Raw genomic sequence first — 25496 nt, forward strand, 5'->3', positions numbered from 1 at the left:
GGGGAAAGGGCCCGCGCCGGCCGGCGGCGCGGGTCCGCAGCATCAGGCCGTCTTGACGGCGTTGGAGAAAGAGGCGTTCAGGAACTTCGGAAAATCCGGCAGCGCGCGGATCTGCTTCAACGCCAGCATCTGCTCGGCATAGGTGCGGGCCTGCTTGAGCACGGTCTCGTCGAGTTTCCAGATATACTCGACGTTGTCGTTCTTCAGCGCATTCTCGACCGCCGCCTTGTTGGCGCCGAGCTTGGCCACCGTCATCTCGGCCACGGCATCCTTGTTCTTCATCATGAACTCGGAGGCCTTGGCATGCACGGTGAGCATGGTTTTCACCAGCTCGGGGTCCTTCGCCACCATCTCTTCCGAGGTCGCGAAGATCATGTTCAGGCCGCCCATCGCGGTATTGTACGGGTATTCGACCAGCTGGCCGACGCCGGTCGCCAGCGAGAGGCCCGGGCCCGGCTCGGCACCGACATAGGCATCGATATCCCCGCGCGAGAGCATGGCATGCATTTCGCCGAAGGGAACGCGGGTTGCCACGACATCGCGGATCGACAGACCCTCGAGGCGCAGCCGCTCCATGATGAAGACCTCCTGCGTCGAGCCCGGCCAGATGCCGACCTTCTTGCCCTTGAGGTCCTTCACGGTCTTGATGGGCGAACCGGCCTTGGCGATCACGCCCATGCCCTTGTTGCAAAAGGCGCCGACAACGACCACCGGCTCGCCCGCAGCAGCGCCGAGCGTCGCCGCCGCAATGCCGAAGCCGCCGAAATCGACCGACTTGGTCACCACGGCATTCTTGCCGTCCGTCGGGCTGTCGAAAGTGATGATCTCGATCTTGAGGTTCGACGGTGCAAATTTCTCGTAGAAATGCGGGGTCATCGAATGGATCAGCCGGAGCGACCCCATTTTGACGGTGCGCGTTTGCGCGCGGAGGATGTTCGGCATGGCGATGACGCCAAGGCCGGCCCCGGCGCTGGCGAGAAGATGGCGGCGATTGATCATGGTTCGGTCCTCGCTGTTGTAGGCATTCTGAAGGGAAAGGCCGGGCGCTCTAGGCGGCGCTCGTCGTTGTTGCGGCGAGGGCGGCCATGTAGGCGCGCCACCCGCCGAATTCGGAAATGTCGGTTGCCCCGATCAGGCCCTCCGGCTCCACGAGGAAGCCCTTCGGGCTGGTGCCATCCGCCAGACGGACGGTGCCGATGCAGAGCGGCGCGGGAATGCCGGCGACGAAGGTGCCGAAACCCTCCGCCGGCAGAGCCCAGACCTCGACGGCGATGGCATGGCCTTCACCCTCGGCAATCCGGATCAGCCCCGGTCGCTTGGGCGGGCCGCCGGGCAAGGCATTGAGGCGATAGGATTTCGTCGTCTCGCCCGCCCGGCGGAACTGCCCGCCGCGCGAGGTCAGTTCGCCATTCAGCGGCATCCCCGAGAGATGGGCGCCGACAACCACGATTTCGATCATCTCGGATGCCTGGTCCGCGCTCATGCAGCGACCTCCTTGGTTGAGAAGCGTTCGCATCCGCCGATGCCGGGGAAGAATTGCCTGCCGAGCTTGACCAGCCTCTGATCATGGCCACGCGGCGCCAGCAGGGTGATCCCCGCCGGGAATCCGTCGCTGCGGAACGGGCCGGGCAGGGCAAGGCCGCAGAGATCGAGCAGGTTGACGAAATTCGTGTAGGTGCCGAGGCGCGAATTCGGGTCAATCGGATCCGCTTCGAGTTCGGCGAGGGTCGGCGCAATCGGGCAGGTCGGCACGGCAAGGCCATCTACCTCCTGCCAGACCGGTTCGGTCTGCCGGCGCAGGGCCGCCAGCGCATAGAAGGCCTGGAAGGTCTGGGTGGCAGAAATCCCGTCAGCCTTGCCGATGATCGCTCGGGTGACGGGATGCAGGGCGGCGGGATTCTCGTCCATGAAGGGCGTGAGCGCGGCGCGGCGTTCGGCGACCCAAGGACCTTCATAGAGCAGCCGTGCCACGGCGAAGAAGGGTTCGAAATCCAGTTCGCGCAGGGTCACGCCGAGGCTAGCCAGCTTGTCGAGGCTGGCCTCATACGCGCGGGCCATCAGCGTATCGCCGAAGAAATGCCGGTCCTTCTCGCCGGGAATGCCGAGAACCCGCATCGGCTTGTCCGATTGCTCCGGCAGCGGGCGGGAATAGGGGTCGGCGGCATCATAACCCGAGGCGATGCCGAGTACGCGCGCGGCGTCATCCACATTGGCGGCGAAGATCGAGATCGTGTCGAGCGTCCGGCAGGCCGGGACCATGCCCCGGCCGGACAGGGCCCCGAGGCTCGGCTTGAGCCCGACAAGGTTGTTCAGCCCCGCCGGAACGCGGCCGGAGCCGGCCGTATCGGTGCCGAGGCTGAAACAGGCAATCCCCTGTGCGACAACGATGGCCGAGCCGGAGGAGGAGCCGCCAGGCACGCGCCCGGCATCGAAGGCATTGCGCGGCGCCGGGAAGGGCGAACGCACGCCAACCAGCCCGGTGGCGAACTGGTCGAGATTGGTCTTGCCGAGGCAGATCGCGCCCGCAGCCAGCAACCGCGCGACGACCGGCGCGTCCTGTTCGGCCATGTAGGTGAAATCCGGACAGGCTGCCGTCGTCGGAAGGCCGGCTACATCGATATTGTCCTTCACCGCGAAAGGGACACCCCAGAGCGGGTAGCGGGCCGCATCGAAAGCGGGCAACCGTCCGGCTGCTCCCAGCGCATCCGCTTCCGGCACCAGCGTGATAAAGATGCCGGGATCGTTGACCGCCGCCAGCCGCGCATAAGCCGCTTCGATCGCCGCCTCGGGGCGGAGACCCTGGCTGTAGCGCTGGTGGAGCGTGGCGATCGTCGGATGGCTGGTCGGCATGGCGTTGTCTCCCTCGCAAGGTTCAGCAAGGTGCGTGCCAAGAGGGGGCAGCCTTCCGGGGCGGATGCGTTGTTGTGGCAATGGCGATGACGGGAGCGGCAATCCCGCGGGAAAGTGACGGCTTCCTCCCGGGGCAGGCCTGCAAACTCCGCCGCAAACGGGCCTGGGCGAGGCTGCTCACATTGTATGCAGAGCAGATGTTTTGTCTAGTTTCTAGGCAAGTCGCCCGAAGCGCGGGCGGGCGCCAGCGTGGCCAGCGTCTCGCGTGTGATGGTCAGGTGCCGGCGCATCGCATTGGCGGCAGCCTCGTGATCGCCGCGCAGGATCGCGGTAACAATCTCGCCATGCTCGAGATGCGACTGGGCCAGCCGGGCCGGGGCCTCGAGCTGCACGCCGCGATGCGGGGCCAGCCGCTCCCGCGTCGAGAGGGCGATCTGCTTGAGATAGCCGTTGCGGGCGCCGTCATAGATCATCGTGTGGAACACGACATTCGCCGCCCGGTAGGCCGCCACATCGGATTCGCGGACGATCGGCGCCATCGACCGATGGAACGCATCCAGTTCGGCGCGCTGGTCGGCATTCATGGCCAGCGTGGCCCGCGATGCGCAGAGCGCCTCGAGCTCGGCCATCACATCGAACATTTCCGCGAGCCGCAGGTCGTTGGTCGGTGCCACGAGCGGCGCGCGGTGCGGCCGCAACTCCACGAGCCCGCTGGCCGCCAGCTGCCGCAGCGCTTCCCGGATGGGCGTGCGCGAAGCCCCGAACTGCTCTGCGAGGCGCGTCTCGTCGAGCGACGTGCCGGGGGCCAGCCGCTTGCCAAGAATGTCCTGCGTCAACCGCGTCAGGATCGTGTCGGTGCGCGTCGTCTTTTTCACCGCTCCGCCTTTCCTCACAGGCCTGTTCTCACAGGCCGAGCCGCGCCGCCAGCGCGATAAGCTGCCGGTCCGAACCGGCAGGTCCGATCAGCGACAGGCCGATCGGTGCGCCATCGACCGTGCCGGCCGGAACCACCAGCTGCGGCAGGCCGGAAAGACCCGCCGGGCAGAGGAAGGCCATGGCCTCGTGGCGATAGGCATCGAGGCCCTGCGGGCTGTCATCGAGACGCGGCGCCGGGCCCTGCACGGCCGGGCTGACCAGCACGCCCCGCGCGCCGAGAAGAGCGCGGAACCCTTCCGCGAACCGCGTGCGGATGATGCGCGCCTCGGCGGCCTGCGCCTCGGTAACGGTCCGGGCATAGGCGAAACGTTCAGCGATCGGCGGCCCGAGAACCGGCTTCTGCTGCTCGAACCAGGCGCCATGGACGGCATAGATCTCGTAGGATTGCAGCTTGCGGAAGGCATCGTAGATCGGCCCTTGCGCATCGGGATAGACGATGGCCGGTGCCGGCTCACCCGAGATCGCGCCGATAGCCGCCAGCCTTGGCGCCAGTGCGGCTTGGCTGGCGGCCGGCAGCCGCGCAAAAAGATCAGCCGCGACCATCAGATGCGGCATGGAGAGATCGGCCGTATCGGCCGGTAGCAGCACCGAGGCCATCCGGCCGAAGGTTGCGAGATCCCGGGCAAAGAAGCCGCAGGTATCGAAAGTCGGGGCCAGCGGCATGCACTCGTCCAGCGCGATGGCACCGAAGGTTGGCCGGAGTCCGTAGAGCCCGCAGAAACTGGCCGGCGCTCTCACCGAACCGCCCGTATCCGAGCCGAGCGCGATGTCACAGAGCCCGGCCGCAACCGCGCTGGCCGAGCCGGAGGAGGAACCACCGGGCACGCGGTCCGGGGCGGCCGGGTTCAGCGGCGTGCCGAAATGCGCGTTGGTGCCATAGAGCGACCAGGCCAGCTCCTCGGTATGGGCCTTGCCGACGAAGCGGGCTCCGGCATCGAGCAGCGCCTGGACCGGCGGCGCATGGCGCTCGGCCACGGGCGATTGCGCCAGCTTGACCGGATTGCCGCAGCCTGTGCGGTAGCCGGCCACATCGAACAGGTCCTTCACGGCGAAGGTCAGCCCGGCCAGCGGCCCGTCCGGCGCATTCGGCACGGGCACGGCAGGGTAGGGCATGAAGGCGCGGGCGGGATCTTCAGGGAGCAGCATAGCATTCTCGTCAATCGGGGCGCGGAGTTTGGCCTGCCGGATCCGTGCCGGCAAGCCGGAGGGCATCAGGCCATGGCCGGCTCGACAGCATGGATGCAGCGGACCATCCGGCCGGGATCGAAATTCACGACCGGCGGCCGGGCCGTTTCGCACCTGTCTTGCCGGACAAGGCAGCGCGGCGCGAAGGAACAGGCGGTCGGCTTCGTCTCCAGCGCCGGCGGCGCGCCGGGAATGGCATCGAGCCGCTCCCCTTTCACCGCACCATGCAGGTTCGCAGCGAGCAGCCCCTTCGTGTAGGGATGGCGCGGCTCGCGGATGATCTGCCGCACGGTGCCGGTCTCGACGAATTCGCCCGCATACATCACGGCGATCCGGTCTGACACCTCCACAGCGACGCCGATATCATGCGTGACGAAGATCATCGCCATGCCGAATTCGCGCTGCAATTCCCGCAGGAGCAGCAGGATCTGGATCTGCACCGTGGCATCGAGCGCGGTGGTCGGCTCGTCCGCCAGAAGCAGTTTCGGCCGGCAGGAGAGGGCGAGCGCGATCATCGCGCGCTGGCGCATCCCGCCGGACATTTCATGCGGATAGGCCTTCATCCGCCGTTCCGGCGAGGGAATGCGCACGCGGGTCAGCATGTCGAGCGCCCGGGCCAGCCCGGCCTGCCGGCTGATCCCTTCATGGCGCATCACCGCCTCGGCGATCTGGTCGCCGATCGTATAGACCGGGTCGAGCGCCAGCATCGGATCCTGAAAGATCATCGAGACCACGCCGCCGCGATGGTTGGCCAGCGCCCGCCCGTCGAGCGAGAGCACATCCGCGCCGGCCACGCGGACCTCGCCGCCGATCTCGGTCCGGTTTTCCGGCAGCAGGCGCAGCAGGGTCTTCAGCGTCACGCTCTTGCCCGAGCCACTCTCGCCGAGAATGCTCAGCGTCTCGCCCGGCATCAGCGTCAGGTTGACGCCATTGACGGCATGGACCGTCCGTGTGCCATGGAAGCGCACGGTCACATCCTTCATCTCCACCAGCGGGTCTGTCATGCGGTCACCCCCGCAAGGCTGTGGCCGGAGCCGGGAATGGCGGCGTGGCAGGCCACGAGATGCCGGTCGCTCGGCAGCTTGAACAGCCCGGGGCTGCCTGCGCTGCACACGCTCTCCGCTTTGGCGCAGCGCGGGTGGAACCGGCAGCCGGAAGGCGGGTTGATCGGGTTCGGCGGATCACCCGAAAGCGGCGCTTCCTGCGTGCGCCGGTCCGGATCCATTGACGGCATCGCGGCCAGAAGGGCGCGGGTATAGGGATGCGTCGGGTTGGCGTAGAGCGTCTCGACCGGGCCGATCTCTGCCACCTCACCGAGATACATCACCATCACGCGGTCGCTGATATAGCGGACGACATTCAGGTCATGCGAGATGAAGATATAGGTCAGGCCCAGTTCCTTCTTGAGGTCGGCCAGCAGGTTGAGCACCTGCGCCTCGACCGATTTGTCGAGCGCGGAAACCGCCTCGTCGAGGATGACGACCTTTGGCGAGAAGGCGAGCGCCCGGGCAATGTTCACGCGCTGGCGCTGCCCGCCCGAGAGTTCATGCGGGTAGCGGCCGGCGAAGCGGCGCGGCTCCAGCCCGACCTTGGCAAGCAGTTCATGCGCCAGCGCCGTTGCCTGTGCGGCCGGCATGCCGTTGACGCGCGGCCCGAAGGCAATCGCGTCTTCCATCGTCAGCCGCGGATTCAACGAGGCATAGCTGTCCTGGAACACCATCTGCACATGCCGGCGCAATTCGCGCACATCGAGATCGACGCCGAGCCGGCGCGATTCCAGCAGGATCTGCCCGTCATCCGGGGTGATCAGGTCCACCAGCAGCCGCGCCGTGGTGGATTTGCCGCAGCCGCTCTCGCCGACAATGCCGAGCGTCTCGCCCTCGGCCACGTCGAAAGAGACGCCATCCACCGCGCGCACGACGCCGGTGGTCCGGCCGAACAGCCCGCCCTTGAGCGGGAAATGCTTGCGCAGGCCGTTGACCGAGAGCAGCGGAGGGCGGGGAACGGGATCGGACGCGGTGGCGAAAGCGGGATTCATGCCTTGATGTCCATCGCGGAGCGCAATCCATCGGAAAGCAGGTTGAAGGAGATCGAGGTGATGAAGATCATCAGCCCCGGCAGGGCAGCAACCCACGGCTGCACATAGATTGCGTTGCGCAAGGTGTTGAGCATCAGCCCCCATTCCGGCTCGGGCGGCTTCACGCCGAGGCCGAGGAAGGACAGGCCGGAAGCGAGGATCAGCGAGACGGAGATCAGCCCCGTCGCATAGACGAAGATCGGCCCGATCACATTGCCCAGAACATGGATCCGGACGATGCGGAAGGCGGAGGCCCCGGAGGCCCGGGCCGCCTCGATATATTCGATCTTCCGCACGGCGGTCGTCACGCTCTCGGCGATCCGGGCAATGGGCGGCACGAAGACGATGGTCAGCGAGAGCAGCCCGTTGAAAATGCCGGCGCCCAGCGCCCCCGACAGCGCAATCGCCAGCAGCACGGAGGGGAAGGCGAAGAACACATCGATCGTCCGCATCAGCACGGTATTCACTTTCCCGCCGACAAAGCCGGCGGTGATCCCGATGGCCGAGCCGATGAAGAAGGCGATAAAGACCGGCGTGACGCCCATCAGCAGCGAGAGCCGGCCGCCAAGGATCAGCCGCGAGAGCATGTCACGGCCAAGCTCGTCGGTGCCGAGCGGGAAGCCCGGCGTCCCGATCGGCCGGAGCCGGCGGATCATCGAGGACCGGTAGGGATCGGCCGGCGCGATGAATGGCGCGAAGATCGCCATCAGCACAAGGGCGAGCACGATGATCAGGGCGGCCATGGCGACTGGGTCACGCCGGAAGCGATGCATCACACCGGCCCAGTAGCCGGGCGATTTCTCGATCGCGGCGATCGCGGTCAGGGCGGGGGCGGCAGCGCTCATTTCAGGCCCTCTGGACGCGCGGATCGAGCATCGACTGCACGATATCCACGATCAGGTTGAGCGCGACGAAGAACATGGCGAGCACGAGGATCGTGCCCTGCAGCAGCGGAAGGTCGCGTTGGAAAATCGCCTGGCCCAGCAGGAAGCCGGTGCCGGGCCAGGAGAAGACGGTCTCGATCAGGATGGAGCCACCGAGCAGGTAGCCAAGCTGCAGGCCCATCACGGCGAGGGCGGTCGGCGCGGCATTCTTCACGACATGGCGGAACACGCCGAAATCGAGCAGGCCCTTGGCGCGCAACCCGGAAACGAATTCCTGGCTCAGGATCTCCGCGACCAGCGCCCGGACCGTGCGCGCGATGATGCCCATCGGGATGACGGACATCGTCACGGCCGGCAGGATGAGATGGCGGACATGCACCCAGTCCCAGGCCCAGTCGGCCGATCCGCCGGGCCCGGCGCCGGTTGCGGGCAGCCAGTTGAGCTGTACCGAGAAGATGATCACCAGCACCATGCCGAGCCAGTAATGCGGCACCGAGACACCGATGATCGAGACGAACGAGGCGAGGCGGTCGATCCAGCTGTCGCGGAAATAGCCGGCCACGAAACCGAACAGGCATCCGAAAAGGAACCCGATCAACGTCGCCAGCACGGCGAGCATGAGCGTGTTGCCCAGCGCCTTGCCGAGTTCCGACGCCACGGGGCGGCCCGTGGCGATGGAAACGCCGAGATCCCCCTGCAGCGTCTTCAGAACCCAAAGTCCGTATTGCACGGGCAATGGCCGGTCGAAGCCATAGAGGGCTCGCATTTCCGCCTGCAACTGCGCCGAGGCATCCGGCGGCAGCACCGAGGTCAGTGGATCGCCCGGGGCAATGTGGACCAGCATGAAGCAGACGATGCTCACGCCGAAGGCGACGGGAATGGTCAGGGCCAGTCGCTTGAGGATGTAGCTCAGCATCGTCCGCTCTTTTGCCCGGTCACGGCGTCATGGTGATCGACGAGAAGTTCTGGAACCAGTTCTGCGCCTGCACGAAGCCCTTGACCTTGGCGCTCATCGCGCGGGCATTGACGTCGTGCGTCACCATGAGGAACAGCGCCTCGTTGACGTATTTCTCATGCACCTTTTCCAGGACCTTGGTCTGTGCATCGGCATCGAAGGTCGTGCGGATCTGGTCGAACAGGCTCTCCATTTCCTTGTCGCAGTAATGACCCCAATTGGTGCCGGCCGGCGGTTGCAGGTTGCACTGGAGGTGGCGGACGAAGCCGGTGAAAGGGTCCTGGATGAAGTAGGAGTAGTTCATCCCCGTCGCCTTGCGCGAGCTTTCATGCTTCGCGCCGGCCCGCCAGATATTGATGAGCGTGTTCCATTCCACCACTTCGAAATCGATCTTGATCCCGGCCTCGGCGAGGTTCTGCTGGATGAACTCGTTCATCGGCAGTGGCTGCATCTGGCCCGAACCGGAAGGCGAGATCAGGATTTTCGTTTGCAGCGGCTTGTTCGGGCCATAGCCCGCCTCGGCCAGCAGCTTCTTCGCTTCGGCAAGATCACGCCTGACTTTGAAGGTCGGCTTGCCGAACCATTGATGGCCCGGCGGCATGAAGCCTTCGGCCGGAACCATGAGGCCGCCGAGCAATTCCTTCAGCCCCTCGCGGTCCACCGCCAGATTGGCTGCCTTGCGCACGCGGACATCATTCCAGGGCGAGCCTTCCGCGCTGGAGAAATGCCATGTCCAGTTATGCGGATAGACATTGGTGACAATCTGGAAGCCGTTGCTTTTCAGCGTCGGCACCGCATCCGGCGCCGGTGCCTCGATCCAGTCGACCTGGCCAGAGCGCAGGGCGGCGGTGCGGGCATTCGGCTCCGGCAGCGGAATGAGGATCAGCTTGTCGAGCTTGGGAATCCGCGTCTTGTCCCAATGATCCTTGTTCGGCACGAGTTCGGCCCGTTCGCGCGGGGTGAAGCCGGCCAGCTTCCACGGCCCGGTGCCGGACGGCTCCTTGGCCACTTCCTGCCAGTTCCGGCCCTTCTTTTCCCATTGCGCGGGCGAGGAAATGCCGATCCAGGCGAGCTGGTAGGGCAGGGTCGCATCCGGGGCCTTCGTGGTGATTTCCAGCGTCAGCGGGTCGATGGCGCGGTAGCCGGCCACAGCGGGAATACGCGAGCGCCCCTGCGAGGCCTGCCGCTGGTCAAATTGCGGAGCGTCGGATTTCAGCAGCTTGTCGAAATTCCAGACCACCGCATCCGCCGTCAGGGTCGAGCCGTCATGGAACTTCACGCCCTCGCGGATCTTGAAGATCCATTTCGTTTTGTCATTCGCATCGACGCTCCAGCTTGCTGCAAGGCCGGGAATGAGCACTGAAGGTTTGTCGGAACGGGTCAGGTCCCAGTTCACAAGGGCATCATAGAGAGTAAAGCCCATGAAGCGCTGACCTTCGCCCCCCTGGTCGGGCTGGCCTGTGGTCAACGGAATATCGGATGCGGTCATGCCGATCCGGAGGGTGCCCTGCGCCAGAACGGGCGAGGTAAGCGTAAGGACGGACATGGCCGTCAGGGTATGAAGCACGCGGCGCATGGCAGCTCTCCGGAAACGGGGAAGGAAAGGCCCTGCCGGGGAATCCGGCAGGGCATGACACGTCAGTTGATCGACATCGGCGCGATATCGATGAACCAGCTCTTCGGCTGCACGACGCCCTTGACCTTGGCGCTCATCGCGCGCGGGCCCACGTCATGCGCCACCCAGAGGAACGGCGCTTCCTCGACGATCCGCTTGTGCAGGTTGGCGAGCGCGGCATCGCGTTCCTTGCCGTCGAAGGTCGAGCGTGCCTTGGCGATCAGCCCGTCGAACTCGGCATTGCCGAAATAGCCCCAGTTGTTGGAGACCGGCGGGAACGCCTTGGTCGAGACAAACCGGACCATCGCGAAGAACGGATCCATCGTGGCGAAGGTCACATTGATCGCATTCGCGCCGCGCGCCTTCGGATCCTTGGCGCCTTCACGCCAGTTGGTGAAGACGGCGTTCCACTCGATGACATCCAGCTCGACATCGAAGAAGCATTCCTTCAGCGCCTGCTGGAGATACTCGTTCATCGTCACCGGCTGCATCTGGCCCGAACCCGAGGCCGAGGTCAGCACCTTCACCTTGAGCGGTTTCGCGGCGGAATGGCCGGCTTCCGTCATCAGCTTCTTGGCACTGGCCAGGTCATATTTGATGTCGAAGCTCGGATTGCCCCACCACGGATGGTCCGGCGAGACCGAGCCCTTCGGAATCCCCATCATGCCGCCGAGCAAGGTCTTCAGTTCCTCGCGGTTCACGCAGAGATTGGCCGCATGGCGGACGCGCTTGTCGAGCCAGGGCGAGCCCTCCGCGAAAGAGAATTGCCACGGCCAGACATGCGGCTGCGGGTTGGAATAGATGGTGAAGCCACCTGACTTGATCCGCGGCATGGCATCCGGCGCGGGCGCTTCCACCCAGTCGACCTGGCCCGAAAGCAGCGCGGCGGTGCGGGCATTGGCATCCGCCAGCGGCAGCAGGACAACGCGGTCGATTTTCGGCGTGCGCTTCGGATCCCAATAGGTCTTGTTGGCCACCATCTCGAACCGCTCGCGCGGCTGGAGGCGCACACCCCTGAACGGGCCGGTGCCCGACGGCTCGGCCGCGAAGGCCACCCAGGCCTGCTTTGCCCGCTCGGCCGGGTCCGTCACCGAGGTCGGCACGGCAGCCAGCTTGGCATTCCAATGGGCCGGGCTGGCAATGAAGAGGTTGGTCAGGTTGATGGGCAGGAAGCTGTCCGGTTCCGATGTCGTCAGCTCGACGGTGAGATCGTCGATCTTCCGGGCGGAACGCAAAGTCGGCATGCGCGAGACCGTCACGCCGACCTGGCTCGCATCGAAATGCGCGGCTTCCTTCTTCAGCACCTTCTCGACATTCCAGACGATGGCGTCGGCTGTCAGGGCCGAGCCATCATGGAATTTCACGCCGGGGCGCAGCTTGAAGACCCATTTGGTCTTGTCATTGGCATCGACCGCCCATTCCGTCGCGAGGCCGGGAACAACGACACTGGCCTTGTCAGCCGAGGAAAGGTCCCAGGCGGTCAGCGCATCATACATCGGGATGCCGGTGAAGCGGTTGCCCTCGAAGCCCTGGTCCGGCTGGCCATGGGTACGCGGAATGTCGGCGGCGGTCATCCCGATCCGCAGGACCTTTTCCTGCGCCATGGCGGGGGCGACCAGCATCGAGCCGGCCAGCAGGCTGGCGGTAATGATCTGTCTGACGTTGAAGTGCATCCTGTTCTCCCTGCACCGCCTTGCATCCTGTCTTGCGGCGGTCTGTGCAGCATGGGAAAGCAACGCCTATGCCATGGCATGCTGTGCGCAGGTGGGGAGTTCCGACCAGAATCCGGGTCCTTTCCGGGCCCGAACTGCATGCAATGGAACGGGATGCATGGTTTTTGTGCATTCCCCGGGGATGTGAGGAAAAAACAGGCATGAAACGCGTATTGGTGATCAATCCGAACACCCGGACCGACATGACCGCCATGGTTGTGGACGCGGCCCGTCTTGCATTGCCCGAGGTCGAGATCCGGCCGGCGACGGGGCGGTTCGGCGGTCTCTACATTGCCAGCCGCGCGGCTTTCGCGATTGCCGGCCATGCCGCGATCGAGGCCTGGGCTGAGCATGGCGAGGGGTGCGACGCCGTGCTGCTCGCCTGTTTCGGCGATCCCGGCCTCGATGCGCTGCGCGAAATCGCACCCGTCCCGGTTGTCGGCCTCGTCGAAGCGGCGGCAATCGAGGCCGCGGCCGGCGGCGCCCGCTACGCCATCGTGACCGGCGGCCTGCGCTGGGGCCCGATGCTGGAGGAAATGGTGCGCCTGCGCCGCCTCGATGCCACGCTGGCCGGCATCCACACGATTCCGCCGACCGGGGGCGCCATTGCTTCGGATCCGGATGCGTTCCGCGATATCCTCGCCGATGCCTGCCGCCATTGTGTTTCAGCCTTTGGCGCCGAGCGCGTCATTCTCGGCGGGGCAGGGCTGATCGGTCTTGCCGCACGGGTGCAACCCTTCGTCGACGTGCCGGTCATCTGCTCGGTCGAGGCCGGGTTCCGGGCGGTTGCAGCCGCACTCGCCGCGCCGCCGGCCGTGGTTCCGCCGCCGCAGCCGGATGGCGTTGCCTCGGTCGGCTTGCTGCCGGCCCTTGCGCGATATCTCTGAACCGGCATGATGGCCCCATGGCGATCGTGGTTTTCACCGTCCTCGCGTTTCTGGCCGGCCTTGTCGGGGGCTGGGTGCTGAGCATGGCCGCCTATATCATCCAGACGAGCGTGTTCGGCGTGTTCGACCGCGATGGCGGCCTCGCCATGGGCTATGCGTTCACGATCGGGCCTTTCCTCGGCCTGGTCCTCGGCATCACCTTTGCCGTGATGACGGCGCGCCGCATGTTGCGGGAGCGGCGTGCCCGGGCCTGAGCCCGGCGCAGGCGTTCCGGCTCAGAGGCTGGCTGCCGCGCGGGCCGCCTGGTCGTAATGGCCGGAAAGCGCGCGCATGCGCTGCGCGACATCGTGAAGCACGGCCTCGTCCAGCCCCAGCGAACGCACCGCCCGGACCAGCAGCGCCTCGCGGATCTCCCGATAGGCAAGGCAGGCTTTTTCTCCGGCTTCGGTGATCGTGACGGTCTTTTCCTTGCCTGCCTTGCCGGCCTTCAGCAGCTTGAGCCGCTCCAGCTTCTTGAGCGCATAGGAAACGGTATGCGTATCCTCGACATTGAGCACGAGGCAGATATCGGCCAGCTTCTTGGCCCGCCCGCGATGATTGACGGTGTGCAGCACCAGCACATCCAACGGCGAGAGGTCTTTCACCCCCGCCGCCGCCATGCAGCGCACCATCCAGCGGTCGAAGGCATGGCCGACAAGGATGAGCCCGAACTCGAATTCGGAAAGAGCCGGGCTTGCGCCGGAGGCGAGATGCGCCGAGGACACGATAGGACCGAGCAGGCTGGTGAGCGGGGCCTGCGGCTCCGGTGCTGCGGTCTTATCGTTCGCCATCGGCGCATCTCCTTGCGGGTTATTTCTGGCCCAGCATCTGGTTCGGCAGCCAGGTCACGAGGTCCGGCACCAGGATCACGACGAAAACCATCGCTACCATGGCCAGGAAGAAGGGCAGGGCTGCCAGCGCGATATAGCCCATGCTCCGGCCCGTCAATCCTTGCAGGACGAACAGGTTGAACCCGACCGGCGGTGTGATCTGCGCCATCTCGACCACCAGCACCACGAAGATGCCGAACCAGACGAGATCGATCCCGACCGCCTTTACCGCGGGCATCACCACCGCTGCCGTCAGCACCACCATCGAGATGCCGTCGATCAGGCAGCCGAGGATCATGTAGACGATCATCAGCGCGAGGATCAGCTGGAACTGGGTGAGGCCGAGCGTGTTGATCCATTCCGCGAAGATGCGCGGCAGGCCGGTAAAGCCCATCGCGACCGTCAGGAACGAGGCGCCCGCCAGGATGATGCCGATCATCGCATTGGTGCGGACGGCACCCATCACGCTGTCATTGAGCATCTTCCACGAGAACGTGCCGGTGATCACGGTCAGCAGCAGCGAGCCGACCACGCCGAGCACGGCGCTCTCGGTCGGTGTTGCGATCCCGGTATAGATCGAACCGAGCACGATCACGATCAGCCCGACAATCGGGATGAGCCGCCGGCTCTCGTTGAGCTTCTGGCTGAAGGTCATCGGTGCATCCGGAGGCGGCACCTTGGACGGGTTCATCAGCGCCCAGGTGATCAGCACGCCCGAGAAGACGAGCATCAGCACAATGCCCGGGAGGATGCCGGCAATGAAGAGCCGGGCGATGGAGACCTCGGCCGCCACCCCGTAGACGATCAGGATGATCGAGGGCGGGATGAGCAGGCCCAGCGTGCCCGATCCGGCGAGGCTGCCGATATTCATGAAGTCGTCATAGCCGCGCTTGCGCAGTTCCGGGATCGTCATGCGCCCGATCGTGGCAGCGGTGGCGGCCGACGAGCCGGAAATCGCGGCGAAGATCCCGCAGCCAAAGACGTTGGTATGCAGCAGGCGACCGGGCAGGCGCTGCATCCATGGCGCGAGACCCTTGAACATGTCGTCCGAGAGGGACGACCGGAACAGGATCTCGCCCATCCAGATGAACATGGGGAGGGCGGTCAGGGTCCAGGAGTTCATCGAACCCCAGATCGTGGTGGCGAAGGAGAGGGAAGGGTCCTTTCCGGAAATGAAGGCCAGCGAGAAGTAGCCGACAAAGCCGAGGCCAAGACCGATCCAGACACCCGTGCCGAGGCACAGGAACATCAGGCCGATCAGAAAGAGGGAAGCAGTTGCGGGATCCATGACAGCCTCACTTCTCGACCGGCATTTCGTCGCCGGCCGCGGCATGGGCGAGATGGCTCTGCGTGCCGCCCAGGAGGTCGGTCACGAGGTCGTCGACCAGCGCGATGAAAAACACGATGAAGCCGAAGGCCATCAATGTCTGCGGGTACCAGAGCTTGATCGGGAGCAGCCCCTGGCTGACCTCGTTGTAGATGTAGCTCTCGTAGACGAAATGCACCGAATTCCACGCGGCCCAGCCGACAAGCACGGCCGAGACAGCGGTGACCAGCCGCTCGAGCAGCTTCCGCACCGGCGTTCCGATGGCGAAGCGCTCGATCAGAAGGCTGACGCGGATATGGGCGTTATGGCGATAGGTCGGGGCAAGGCCCACGATGGTTGTGGCGACCAGCGCGAAACCGGCGAAATCGTCGGCGGATTGCAGTTGCGATCCGAAGGCACGCAAGGACACTTGCGCGAGGATGAGGCCGGCAATCGCGATCAGGCTCGAAGCCGCAATCCAGGCCGTCAACAGATACAGGGCATCGAGCGCGCGTCGCATGGCGGCCTCCGCGTTGCAGGGCGTCAGGGAAGGGGGGACCAACCCTGCGGCGCCACTCGCGCCGCAGGGTCAGCCTCGGGAGAGAGGCGGCTTATTTCTTGAAATCGGCCACCAGCTTGGCGCCGTCCGGGCCGGCCTTTTCAGCCCATTCCTTGGCCATGGTTTCACCGATCGTCTTGATCTCGGCCTTCATGGCGTCGGTGGCCGGGAGGACCTTCACGCCCTTTTCGGCAAGCGTCTTCTTGTAGCCTTCGTTGAGCTCTTCGCTCTTCTTCCAGCCACGATCCTCGGCGCGGGCAGCAGCCTCGAGCACGCCCTTCTGCACATCGGCCGGCAGGGCGTCGAAGGCCTTCTTGTTCACGAAGACAAGGTTCTGCGGCAGGAAGGTCTGGGTGTCATAATAATGGTTGAGATAGTCCCAGGCCTGCTGGTCGACACCGGTGGCACCCGAGGTGATCATCGCGTCGAGCACGCCGGTCCGGAAGGCCTGCGCGATTTCCGGCACCTGGATGGTGGTCGGAACGGCGCCGATCAGCTGCGCGAAACGGGCTGTAGCCGGGTTGTAGGAGCGGAACTTCGTGCCCTTCAGGTCGGCGAGGGCATTGATCGGCTTCTTCGTATAGATGCCCTGCGGCGGCCAGGCCACCGAATAGAGATACATCATGCCCTGCTTCTCGAGCCGGGAAGCGATCGACGCCTTGGCCAGATTGTGCAGCTTGCGCGCCCCGGCATAGGAGGGAGCAAGGCCCGGAACGGATTCGAAGCCGAACATCGCATCCTCGTTGGCGAGGACCGAGATCAGGATTTCCCCGATCGGCGCCTGGCCCGACTGGATGGCGCGCTTCATTTCCGGCATCTTCACGAGGCTGGCATTGGAATGCACGGTGATCTGCAGCTTGTTGCCCGTGGTCTTGGCCACATCGGCCACGAATTCACGAACATTGACCGTCTGGAACGTGCCGTCCGAGTAAGGGGTCGGCATGTCCCATTTCGTCTGCGCATTCGCCGAGCCGGCGAAGAGGGCAAGGCCGGCCGAAGCCAGCAGCATGGTCGTCGTCTTCATCCCTGTTCTCCCATTTTGTGGCAACCGGCAGGGAAAGCCGGCATGCCAGAGCTTGTTTCACCGCCGGCCCTTCGGTCAACGGCCTTTGGCCCGCCGCCCGGAGGCGGCCGGCCGTTCGTCACAACGCGGCAAGCCGCGAATTCCTCAGATCGGTGATCAGCATCGATCCCGGGAAATGCGTGATGGCGAAATCGGGCCGGGCGGCCGCGATCACTGCCTGCGGCGTCACCCCGCAGGCCCAGAAAACCGGCAATTCATCCTCGCGGATCTCGACGGGGTCGCCGTAATCGGGCCGGGCAAGATCGGTGATTCCGATCATCTCGGGCTTGCCGATATGGACCGGCGCGCCGTGTACCGCCGGAAAGCGCGAGGTGATCTGCACCGCGCGGATGGCATAGGAGGGCTTCAGCGGCCGCATCGAGACGACCATCGGGCCGGCAAAGGGCCCAGCCGGGTTGCAGGTGATCGAGGTCCGGTACATCGCGACATTGTTGCCGCAGCTCACATGCCGGAGCGGAATCCCGTCTTCGATCAGGGCTTCCTCGAAGGAGAAGCTGCAGCCGATCACGAAGGCGACGAGATCATCGCGCCAATGCGCCATCAGATCCGTGGGCTCGTCGACCAGTTCGCCCTTCCGCCAGATGCGGTAACGGGGAAGGTCGGTGCGAAGGTCAATGCCGGCGCCGAGAAGCGGCACCTTGGGGCTGCCCGGCTCGCTCATGCCGATGATCGGGCAGGGCTTCGGGTTGAGCTGGGCAAAACGCAGGAAATCGGCTGCGAGATCTTTTGGAAGGATGCAGAGATTGCCCTGCACCATGCCCGGGGCGAGGCCGCTGGTCGGGCCGGCATACTCGCCGGCGCGGATCACCTGCCGCGCGGCCTCCGCCGACATCCGGACATGGGCCGGCAGCGCCCGGGGCGCCTCGGCCACAGAACTCACCGCATGGCTCATGCGGATCTCCCTTCCTGTTCGCCCGGTCTTGTTGCCGGTTGAGGATTGCCGATTGTCGGCGCCTGTGAACAAAGCTATCTCACATTTTCATCTTGTCAACAAATTATCGACGTTTTACATATGTGACACAAGAATGGCGCAATCCGGGAGGCTGCGATGTCCGCGACGAACAGGTCAAGCAACGAGAAAGTCTGGAATTTCTGGATCGATCGCGGTGGCACTTTCACCGATGTGATCGGCTGCGATCCCGCTGGCAACCTTCATGCCAGGAAGATGCTTTCGGAAAATCCGCGTGTTTATCGGGATGCGGCCGTGCAGGGAATCCGCGAGCTTCTCGGCCTTGAGACCGGCGCGCCGATCCCCGCCGGCCTCGTCGGCGAGGTCCGGATGGGCACCACAGTGGCCACCAATGCCCTGCTCGAGCGCAAGGGCGAGCGGACCGTGCTGATCACGACGCGCGGTTTCCGTGATGCCCTCGAATTGGGCTATCAGGCGCGGCCGGATATTTTCGCCAAGGAAATCATCAAGCCGGAACTGCTCTATTCGGATGTCGTCGAGGTCGAGGAGCGCATCCTGACCGATGGCACGGTGGAAACTCCGCTGGACGAGGCTGGTACGCTGAAGGCGCTGGAGGCGCTGAAGGCGAAGGGTGTCCAGGCCATCGCCATCGTCTTCATGCATGCCTATCGCTACCCCGCCCATGAGCGGAAGGTCGCGGCGATGGCCCGCGCCCTCGGCTTTCCCCAGGTCTCGGTCAGCCATGAGGTCTCCCCGCTCGTCAAGCTGGTTGGCCGCGGCGATACGACGGTTGTCGATGCCTATCTCTCGCCGATCCTCTCGCGCTATGTCGGTCAGGTTTCCGAGGAACTCGATGTCGGGCGGACCGGCATCCGTCTGATGTTCATGATGTCCTCCGGCGGCCTCACCGCGGCGGAACTGTTCCAGGGCAAGGATGCCATCCTGTCCGGCCCGGCCGGCGGCGTTGTCGCGCTCGCTGAAACCGGCAGATCCGCGGGCTTCGGCCGCGTCATCGGCTTCGATATGGGCGGCACCTCGACCGACGTGGCCCATTATGACGGCGTGTTCGAGCGCGCTTTCGAGACCGAGGTGGCCGGTGTCCGCATGCGCGCGCCGATGATGCGCATCCATACGGTTGCGGCCGGTGGCGGCTCGATCCTGCATTTTGACGGCGCCCGCTTCCGCGTCGGACCGGATTCCGCCGGCGCCAATCCCGGCCCGGCCTGCTACCGCAATGGCGGCCCGCTCGCCGTGACCGATGCGAATGTCATGGTCGGCAAGCTCAACCCGGATTTCTTCCCCGCGATTTTCGGCCCGAAGCGGAACGAGGCGCTGGATGTCGAGGCGGTGAAGGCGAAATTTGCCGAACTTGCTGCCAGGGTGCCCGGAAAGAGCGCGGAGCAGATCGCCGATGGCTTCATCGCGATCGCCGTGATGAATATGGCCAATGCGATCAAGAAGATCTCGGTCGAGCGCGGCTATGACGTCACGCGCTATGCGCTCAACTGCTTCGGTGGTGCCGGCGGCCAGCATGCCTGCCTTGTCGCCGATCATCTCGGCATGACCGAAATCCTGATCCATCCCTATTCCGGCCTGCTTTCGGCCTATGGGATGGGCCTCGCTTCGATCCGGGCGACGCGGCAGGTCGCGTCCGAGGTCCCGCTTGGTGGCGATGTCGCCGAGCATGTCCGCAAGGCCGAGAGCTCGATCGGCGCCGAGGCAGTGTCGGAAGTGGCGCAGCAGGGCATCTCCCGCGAGGCCGTGCGCCTCGTGATCGAGCTTCATCTGCGCTATGCCGGCACGGACAGCCCGATCGAAATCACCTGGAAGCCGGGCGATGGCCCGCAGGCCCTCCGCTCGCGCTTCGAGAGCGCGCATCGCGCCCGGTTCGGCTTTACCGACAGCGCCAAGCCGGTGGTGATCGAGGCGATCTCGGTCGAGGCGATCGGCGGCGGCTCGGGCTTCGAGGAGCCGAGCATGGCCGCGCCGGAATCCACGCCCGTCGCCCGGCACCGGACCCGCTTTTTCAGCCAGGGTGCCTGGCAGGAGGCGGATATCCATCTCCGGGCCGATCTGAAGCCCGGTGCGCGCTTCATGGGCCCGGCCATCCTGATCGAGCCGAACCAGACCATCGTGGTCGAGCAGGGCTGGGAAGCCCGCGTCACGCCGAAGGATCATGTCGTCCTGACCCGGCGCGAGGAACTCCGCCGCGCCAAGGCCATCGGCACCGAAGCCGATCCCGTGCTGCTGGAGATCTTCAACAACCTCTTCATGTCCATCGCCGAGCAGATGGGCGTGGCGCTGCAGAACACGGCCTATTCGGTCAACATCAAGGAGCGACTGGATTTCTCCTGTGCTGTCTTCGACAATGAGGGCCGCCTCGTCGCCAACGCGCCGCATATGCCCGTGCATCTCGGCTCGATGGACCGTTCGGTCGAGAGCATCATCAAGGGCAACCCCGTCATCAAGCCGGGCGATGTCTACGCGATCAACGCCCCGTATAATGGCGGCACGCACCTGCCGGATATTACCGTCTGCACGCCGGTCTTCGACCCGCAGGGCGAGACGCTGCTTTTCTGGGTCGCCAGCCGCGGGCATCATGCCGATATCGGTGGCATTGCGCCGGGATCGATGTCGCCGCTGGCGGTGAATATCGAGGAAGAGGGCGTCTACATCGACAACTTCAAGCTGGTGGACGAAGGCACATTCCGCGAGGAAGCTTTGGTGAAGCTGCTGACCGGCGCGAAATATCCGGTCCGCAACGTCGTCCAGAACGTCAACGACCTGAAGGCCCAGATCGCCGCCAATGCCAAGGGCGTGGCGGAACTCGAGAAGATGATCGACGGCTTCGGCCTCGATGTCGTTCAGGCCTATATGGGCCATGTGCAGGACAATGCGGCCGAGAGCGTCGCCCGCGTCATCGCCCGGCTTCACGATGCCGTCTTCGACTATGAGATGGACCAGGGCTGCCGCATCAAGGTGAAGATCACGGTCGACCGCGAAAAGCGCGAGGCCACGGTCGATTTCACCGGCACCTCGCCGCAACGGGACGATAATTTCAACGCACCCGAACCGGTGACCCGGGCTGCGGTGCTCTATGTGTTCCGAGTCATGGTGGAAGACAGCATTCCGATGAATGCCGGCTGCCTCCGGCCGATCCGGATCATCGTGCCGCCGGGTACCATGCTCACGCCGAAATATCCGGCCGCCGTGGTGGCCGGGAATGTCGAGGTCAGCCAGGCCGTGACGAACTGCCTGTTCGGCGCTTTGGGGGCGATGGCCGGTGCGCAGGGCACCATGAACAACCTGACCTATGGCAACGACAAGCATCAATATTACGAGACGATCTGCTCCGGCTCGCCCGCCGGCCCCGGCTGGAATGGCACGCCGGGTGTCCATACCCACATGACCAACTCGCGTCTGACCGATCCGGAGATCCTGGAACTGCGCTTCCCCGTTGTGCTGGAGGATTTCCACATCCGGCGCGGCTCGGGTGGGGCCGGCCAGTGGCGCGGCGGCGATGGCACGCATCGGCGCATCCGGTTCCTCGAAACGATGGATTGCGCGCTGCTCTCCGGCCATCGCCGGGTTCCGCCCTTCGGCCTGAAGGGCGGCGCCAACGGCCTTGTCGGGAAAAACAGCGTCCGGCGGCTGTCCGGCGAGGTCGAGGTGCTGAAGGGCTGCGACCAGACCGTGCTGCAGCCCGGCGAGGCGATCATCATCGAGACGCCGACCCCGGGCGGCTATGGCCGGCTGGAAGCCGCGGAATGACATCCAGCAAGCGGCGTCTGGCCATGGTCCGGCGCCGCTGAAACTGCCCGCCCGCAGGGGCGGGGCATCCGATTTCCGTCAGCCCGGCCGGCATTCTCGCCGGCCCGGGAGCGGTGGCAAGAATGCCGTCCTAGCGCAATTTGGACTAGGCGGTTATTTTGGTGGAGCCACCGCCTTTTCGCTTGTCTGTCAGCAGGATGGCTGTTTCAATCCCGCGCAAGAACAGGGGTTGGAACGATGAAGAAACTGATCGCGGCCATCACGATGGCCATGGCGCTTGGCGCGTGCACGCCGGAACTTCAGCTCCAGACGGAGCCGGCCTATTCACCGGCCTGGTGCCAGGCTGCCAAGGCCTTTCCGCGCTCCGGAACCTATCTCTACGCGGTGGCGCAATGCCACCAGCGCGGCGTTGCCGGCTTCCCGCAGGAAGAGAACGTGATCGTCTATTACCTGACCGAGTCCGCCCGTTGGGGGAACACCGAGGCTGGCGCGGCTCTGGCCTCGCGCGGGATGCCCATCCCCGATGATGACCTGCGCCGGGAAGCGGCGGACCGCCGCGAATCCGAGCGCAACCGGCAGGCCTTGATCCAGGCGCTGAATCCGCCGCGCCCGGCACCGCGCCCGCAGACCACGGCACCTGCGGTGCGCCCGGCTGTCGTCCAGCCGCCGCGCCCTGCCAATGTGAACACGAGCACCTTCCAGCGCGAGAACCGCTCGACCTCGACCAAGCGCAATTGCGTCAACAATGTCTGCCGGATCGAGACGACGACCTGCATCGACGGCCGTTGCACCACGACGGTCACGAACCAGTGAGGTGAGCGGGCTCTCAGCCCTCGCGGGCGGGCGCTTCTTCTGGCATCCGCCCACGCCAGCGGGCAGCGATCAGTCGGCCGGCATTGCGGAAAGGGAGCCACATCACATTTCCAACGCTGTCATGGGTTGCGCCCTCATGACCGATCCCGAGTGTGATCTTCTCGCCCTTGCGCGGCATGACAAGCGTGCCGGCCATCCAGTCCCAGATCGAGAAGAGATAACCCATATTCCGGTCGAAATGCTTCGGATCGGCAGAGTGGTGGATCTCGTGATGCGCGGGCGAGTGGAGCAATCGGCCCCAGAATCCGGTGAAGGGCATCGCCACATGGCTGTGCCGCAAATGGTGGAACGTCATCAGGTGGATGACGAGGATGATGTTCTGGCCGGTCAGGCCCAGCTTCTGCGCTTCCGCACCGAAAACCTGGACCATCACGGCGAAGGTAATGCCCGTGGTGAAGCCGAACACGATCGGAAAGGCGACCAGTTCGACCGGGTGCTGGCGCAGCTCCGTGGCTGGGGTCATCACCTCGGCCGAATGGTGCACCTTGTGGAATTCCCACAGGATCTCCGAGCGGTGAAAGCCGAAATGCGCCAGCCAGTAGCCGAAATCGAGCGCGAGGATCTGCGCCAGGGTTGTGATTCCGCAGATCCACCAGCTCGGCGAGGCATTGACGGGTGGCGGTCCGAAGGCCGCGGCCAGCCAGGGCCCGACGAGATCGACCCAGAATTCCGAACCGACCATGAAGACCGTGAGCACAGAGGCCAGAAGGATCGTGTTCACCGCGTAGAGCTTGTAATCGAGCAACGACGAGCGATGCCGCCAGACCCGCGGGCTGAAAATGAAGCGGAAGAAGGCGCGGAGCCGCGTCTCTCGCGTGCCACGCCGCCGGCGTGCGATCACCACGAAGCCGAGGGTGAACAGGAGGGCTGCGCCGAGCATGTAGAGCGATCCCGGATTGCCGGGATCGAACAGGCCGGTGACGGGGCGGGCCAGTGACTGGCCAAGTTCTCTGAGCATATCCATCGGGCGCATCCGGGCGAAACTTGCCGCACCATGCGCCCGATTTCTTCGAATGCCGTTAAGTCGTTACCAGCTGCCGGTATTCGGCATGCTGGCCCAGGGCTCGGCCACGGGCAGGTTGTCGCCCTTCTGGAGCAACTCGACCGAGATGCCGTCCGGAGACTTCACGAAGGCCATCCGGCCCTCGCGGGGCGGACGGTGGATCGTGTAGCCCATCGCCTGGATATGGGCGCAGGTCTCGTAGATATTGTCGACGCGATAGGCGAGATGGCCGAAATTCCGCCCGCCGGCATAAGCCTCGTCATCCCAGTTGTAGGTCAGCTCCACTTCCTTGGATTTGTGGGCTTTGGCATGCTCGACATCACCCGGCGCGGCCAGGAAGATGAGCGTGAACCGCGCTTGCGGATTGTCGATGCGCCGCGTTTCGACAAGGCCCAGGGCATCGCGGTAGAAGCGGAGGCTTTCCTCGACATTCCGGATGCGCACCATCGTGTGCAGATATTCCATGATCTTTCCTCAAGCTGGATGCTTGCGCCGGGAGGGCGCTCGGGGATAACGCTTTGTGCCTCACTTGGCGTCGCGCTTCCAGCCCTCAAGGTGCCCATGACTGTCCTCCCGCGCTTTTCCCCGCTCCTCGGCAAGGCCCGTGTCATCCCCGTCATCACGCTAGACCGCGTCGAGGATGCCGTCCCTCTGGCCCGTGCCCTGCAGGCCGGCGGGATTGATGTTGTCGAGGTCACGCTGCGGACGGATGCCGCCCTGCGCGGCTGCGAGACGATCGCCCGGGAATGCCCTGATCTCGTGCTCGGCATCGGCACGGTCCTGACGCCCTCGCAGATCGGCGAGGCACGGGATGCCGGTGCGCGCTTCCTCGTCACTCCGGGCACATCGGAGAAGCTCGGCCACGCCGTGGCAGAGAGCGGCATTCCCTGCCTGCCCGGCGCGGCGACCGTGTCGGAAATGGTCGCGCTGATGGAAATGGGCTTCCACGAGCTGAAATTCTTCCCCGCCGAAGCCGCCGGAGGCGTCGATTACCTGAAATCCGTGGCCGGCCCGCTCGGCGACCTGCGCTTCTGCCCGACAGGCGGCATTTCCCCGGCCAATGCCGGCACCTATCTCGCCCTCGGCAATGTCCTCTGCATCGGCGGCTCCTGGATGGTGCCCAAGGCGGCCATCGCTGCAGGCCATTGGGACGAGATCACGGCGCTTGCCCGGGCAGCGGCCGCCCTCGGGCAATGAGTACGGCGCCTGACGGCCTGCTGGACATCCTCGCGAAGGCGCGCCGGATCGTCGCCTTCACCGGTGCGGGCATGTCGACGGAAAGCGGCGTGCCGGATTTCCGCTCGCCCGGTTCGCCCTGGATGGCGAACAAGCCGATTCCCTTCGACGCCTTTGTCAGCAGCGCGGCAGCCCGCCGCGAAGCCTGGCGGCGCAAGTTCACGATGGACGATCTCTACCGCGATGCGCAGCCCGCCGAGGGCCATCGCGCCCTCGCCAGCCTCCATCGCGCCGGGCGGCTCGCCGGGCTGATCACCCAGAATATCGACGGCCTGCACCAGGCGGCCGGCCTGCCGCCGGAGGACGTGGTCGAGATCCATGGCAACGGCACCTACGCCACATGCCTCGAATGCAGCCATAGGCATGAGCTGGCGCCCATCCGCGCCCATTTCGAGGCGCATGGCCATGCCCCCGCCTGTGACGCCTGTGGCGGACTGGTCAAGAGCGCCACGATCTCCTTCGGGCAGCGCATGCCGGCCGGGGCCATGGCCCGGGCGGTGGAACTCGCGCGATCCTGTGATCTCTTTCTCGTGGCCGGCTCCTCGCTGGTTGTCTATCCCGCCGCCGAGCTGCCAGTCCTCGCCCGCCAGAACGGGGCGACGCTGGTGATCATCAACCGTGAGCCGACGCCGCTCGATGATCTGGCGGATCACGTCTGGCGCGGCGAGATCGGCTCGATTTTCAGGCAGATTGACGCCGGTTGAAGCGAAAACCGGCAAAAGCGAAAGTGGTCGTGGATATTCATCGCTCCTGATGCTTCCGCGTGATGTTTAGGGATTGCCGA

General features: G+C 65.2%; 24 protein-coding genes. 6 read left to right on the top strand and 18 right to left on the bottom strand.

Going from position 1 to position 25496, the window contains the following annotated elements; genetic code table 11:
* Positions 1-42: 42 nt before the first annotated feature.
* The 11 genes from P0652_RS11255 to P0652_RS11305 all read right to left on the bottom strand — a co-directional run bounded on the left by P0652_RS11255 (position 43) and on the right by P0652_RS11305 (position 12175).
* Positions 43-999: an ABC transporter substrate-binding protein gene (locus tag P0652_RS11255; protein ID WP_284178903.1), complete on the bottom strand. Its 957-nt coding sequence runs from the start codon at positions 997-999 to the stop codon at positions 43-45.
* Between the two features lie 49 nt (positions 1000-1048).
* Positions 1049-1483, bottom strand: a complete 435-nt coding sequence (locus tag P0652_RS11260) for an allophanate hydrolase-related protein (protein ID WP_284178904.1) — start codon at positions 1481-1483, stop codon at positions 1049-1051.
* The gene (atzF, locus tag P0652_RS11265) at positions 1480-2850 is read right to left on the bottom strand and encodes an allophanate hydrolase (protein ID WP_284178905.1); all 1371 of its coding nucleotides are present in this window, start codon (positions 2848-2850) and stop codon (positions 1480-1482) included. The genes P0652_RS11260 and atzF overlap by 4 nt, the downstream gene beginning before the upstream one ends.
* Before the next feature lie 206 nt (positions 2851-3056).
* Positions 3057-3725: a GntR family transcriptional regulator gene (locus P0652_RS11270; protein WP_284178906.1), complete on the bottom strand. Its 669-nt coding sequence runs from the start codon at positions 3723-3725 to the stop codon at positions 3057-3059.
* Positions 3726-3753: 28 nt separating this feature from the next.
* A complete protein-coding gene (locus P0652_RS11275; protein WP_284178907.1) occupies positions 3754-4932 on the bottom strand; it encodes an amidase in 1179 nt (392 codons plus the stop codon).
* 65 nt (positions 4933-4997) lie between these two features.
* Positions 4998-5975 (bottom strand): ABC transporter ATP-binding protein, encoded by a 978-nt coding sequence (locus P0652_RS11280; protein ID WP_284178908.1) that lies wholly within the window; start codon positions 5973-5975, stop codon positions 4998-5000.
* Entirely contained in the window at positions 5972-7009 is a 1038-nt protein-coding gene (locus tag P0652_RS11285) for an ABC transporter ATP-binding protein (protein ID WP_284178909.1), read from the bottom strand. Before P0652_RS11285 ends, P0652_RS11280 begins: the two co-directional genes overlap by 4 nt.
* On the bottom strand, positions 7006-7893 hold the full coding sequence (locus P0652_RS11290) for an ABC transporter permease (protein WP_284178910.1): 888 nt from the start codon (positions 7891-7893) through the stop codon (positions 7006-7008). The genes P0652_RS11285 and P0652_RS11290 overlap by 4 nt, the downstream gene beginning before the upstream one ends.
* Position 7894: 1 nt before the next feature.
* Positions 7895-8848, bottom strand: a complete 954-nt coding sequence (locus tag P0652_RS11295; RefSeq protein WP_284178911.1) for an ABC transporter permease — start codon at positions 8846-8848, stop codon at positions 7895-7897.
* Positions 8849-8867: 19 nt separating this feature from the next.
* Positions 8868-10463, bottom strand: coding sequence for an ABC transporter substrate-binding protein (locus tag P0652_RS11300; RefSeq protein WP_502947509.1), 1596 nt, complete (start codon positions 10461-10463; stop codon positions 8868-8870).
* 62 nt (positions 10464-10525) lie between these two features.
* Positions 10526-12175, bottom strand: coding sequence for an ABC transporter substrate-binding protein (locus P0652_RS11305; protein WP_502947510.1), 1650 nt, complete (start codon positions 12173-12175; stop codon positions 10526-10528).
* A gap of 200 nt (positions 12176-12375) precedes the next feature.
* Here P0652_RS11305 and P0652_RS11310 point away from each other — a divergent pair, with 200 nt between their 5' ends.
* Both P0652_RS11310 and P0652_RS11315 read left to right on the top strand, forming a co-directional pair.
* Positions 12376-13101, top strand: coding sequence for an aspartate/glutamate racemase family protein (locus P0652_RS11310; protein ID WP_284178912.1), 726 nt, complete (start codon positions 12376-12378; stop codon positions 13099-13101).
* Positions 13102-13118: 17 nt separating this feature from the next.
* Positions 13119-13355: a hypothetical protein gene (locus P0652_RS11315; protein ID WP_284178913.1), complete on the top strand. Its 237-nt coding sequence runs from the start codon at positions 13119-13121 to the stop codon at positions 13353-13355.
* Between the two features lie 21 nt (positions 13356-13376).
* On the opposite strand, the gene P0652_RS11320 is transcribed toward P0652_RS11315, so the two are convergent.
* The 5 genes from P0652_RS11320 to P0652_RS11340 all read right to left on the bottom strand — a co-directional run bounded on the left by P0652_RS11320 (position 13377) and on the right by P0652_RS11340 (position 17811).
* Positions 13377-13931 carry a winged helix DNA-binding protein gene (locus tag P0652_RS11320; RefSeq protein WP_284178914.1) on the bottom strand — a complete coding sequence of 185 codons (555 nt, stop codon included), beginning with the start codon at positions 13929-13931 and terminating at the stop codon, positions 13377-13379.
* 19 nt (positions 13932-13950) lie between these two features.
* Positions 13951-15258, bottom strand: coding sequence for a TRAP transporter large permease (locus tag P0652_RS11325; protein WP_284178915.1), 1308 nt, complete (start codon positions 15256-15258; stop codon positions 13951-13953).
* 7 nt (positions 15259-15265) lie between these two features.
* Positions 15266-15796, bottom strand: a complete 531-nt coding sequence (locus P0652_RS11330; protein WP_284178916.1) for a TRAP transporter small permease — start codon at positions 15794-15796, stop codon at positions 15266-15268.
* A gap of 91 nt (positions 15797-15887) precedes the next feature.
* Positions 15888-16859, bottom strand: a complete 972-nt coding sequence (locus P0652_RS11335; RefSeq protein WP_284178917.1) for a TRAP transporter substrate-binding protein — start codon at positions 16857-16859, stop codon at positions 15888-15890.
* A 118-nt stretch (positions 16860-16977) separates the two neighbouring features.
* Positions 16978-17811 carry a putative hydro-lyase gene (locus P0652_RS11340; RefSeq protein ID WP_502947511.1) on the bottom strand — a complete coding sequence of 278 codons (834 nt, stop codon included), beginning with the start codon at positions 17809-17811 and terminating at the stop codon, positions 16978-16980.
* A 156-nt stretch (positions 17812-17967) separates the two neighbouring features.
* Here P0652_RS11340 and P0652_RS11345 point away from each other — a divergent pair, with 156 nt between their 5' ends.
* Complete coding sequence (locus P0652_RS11345; RefSeq protein WP_284178918.1) at positions 17968-21600, top strand: hydantoinase B/oxoprolinase family protein; 3633 nt, start codon at positions 17968-17970, stop codon at positions 21598-21600.
* Positions 21601-21837: 237 nt separating this feature from the next.
* Positions 21838-22413, top strand: coding sequence for a hypothetical protein (locus P0652_RS11350; RefSeq protein WP_284178919.1), 576 nt, complete (start codon positions 21838-21840; stop codon positions 22411-22413).
* A gap of 13 nt (positions 22414-22426) precedes the next feature.
* Here the strand turns inward: P0652_RS11350 and P0652_RS11355 are convergent, their stop codons facing one another.
* Positions 22427-23437 (bottom strand): sterol desaturase family protein, encoded by a 1011-nt coding sequence (locus P0652_RS11355; protein ID WP_284178920.1) that lies wholly within the window; start codon positions 23435-23437, stop codon positions 22427-22429.
* 63 nt (positions 23438-23500) lie between these two features.
* Positions 23501-23941, bottom strand: a complete 441-nt coding sequence (locus P0652_RS11360) for a VOC family protein (RefSeq protein ID WP_284178921.1) — start codon at positions 23939-23941, stop codon at positions 23501-23503.
* Between the two features lie 96 nt (positions 23942-24037).
* On the opposite strand from P0652_RS11360, the gene P0652_RS11365 reads away from it, so the two are divergent.
* Entirely contained in the window at positions 24038-24673 is a 636-nt protein-coding gene (locus P0652_RS11365) for a bifunctional 4-hydroxy-2-oxoglutarate aldolase/2-dehydro-3-deoxy-phosphogluconate aldolase (protein WP_284178922.1), read from the top strand.
* Positions 24670-25416 (top strand): SIR2 family NAD-dependent protein deacylase, encoded by a 747-nt coding sequence (locus P0652_RS11370; RefSeq protein ID WP_284178923.1) that lies wholly within the window; start codon positions 24670-24672, stop codon positions 25414-25416. Before P0652_RS11365 ends, P0652_RS11370 begins: the two co-directional genes overlap by 4 nt.
* Positions 25417-25496: the final 80 nt, after the last annotated feature.

Source organism: Rhabdaerophilum sp. SD176, assembly GCF_030143245.1.
Taxonomy (GTDB): domain Bacteria; phylum Pseudomonadota; class Alphaproteobacteria; order Rhizobiales; family Beijerinckiaceae; genus Rhabdaerophilum.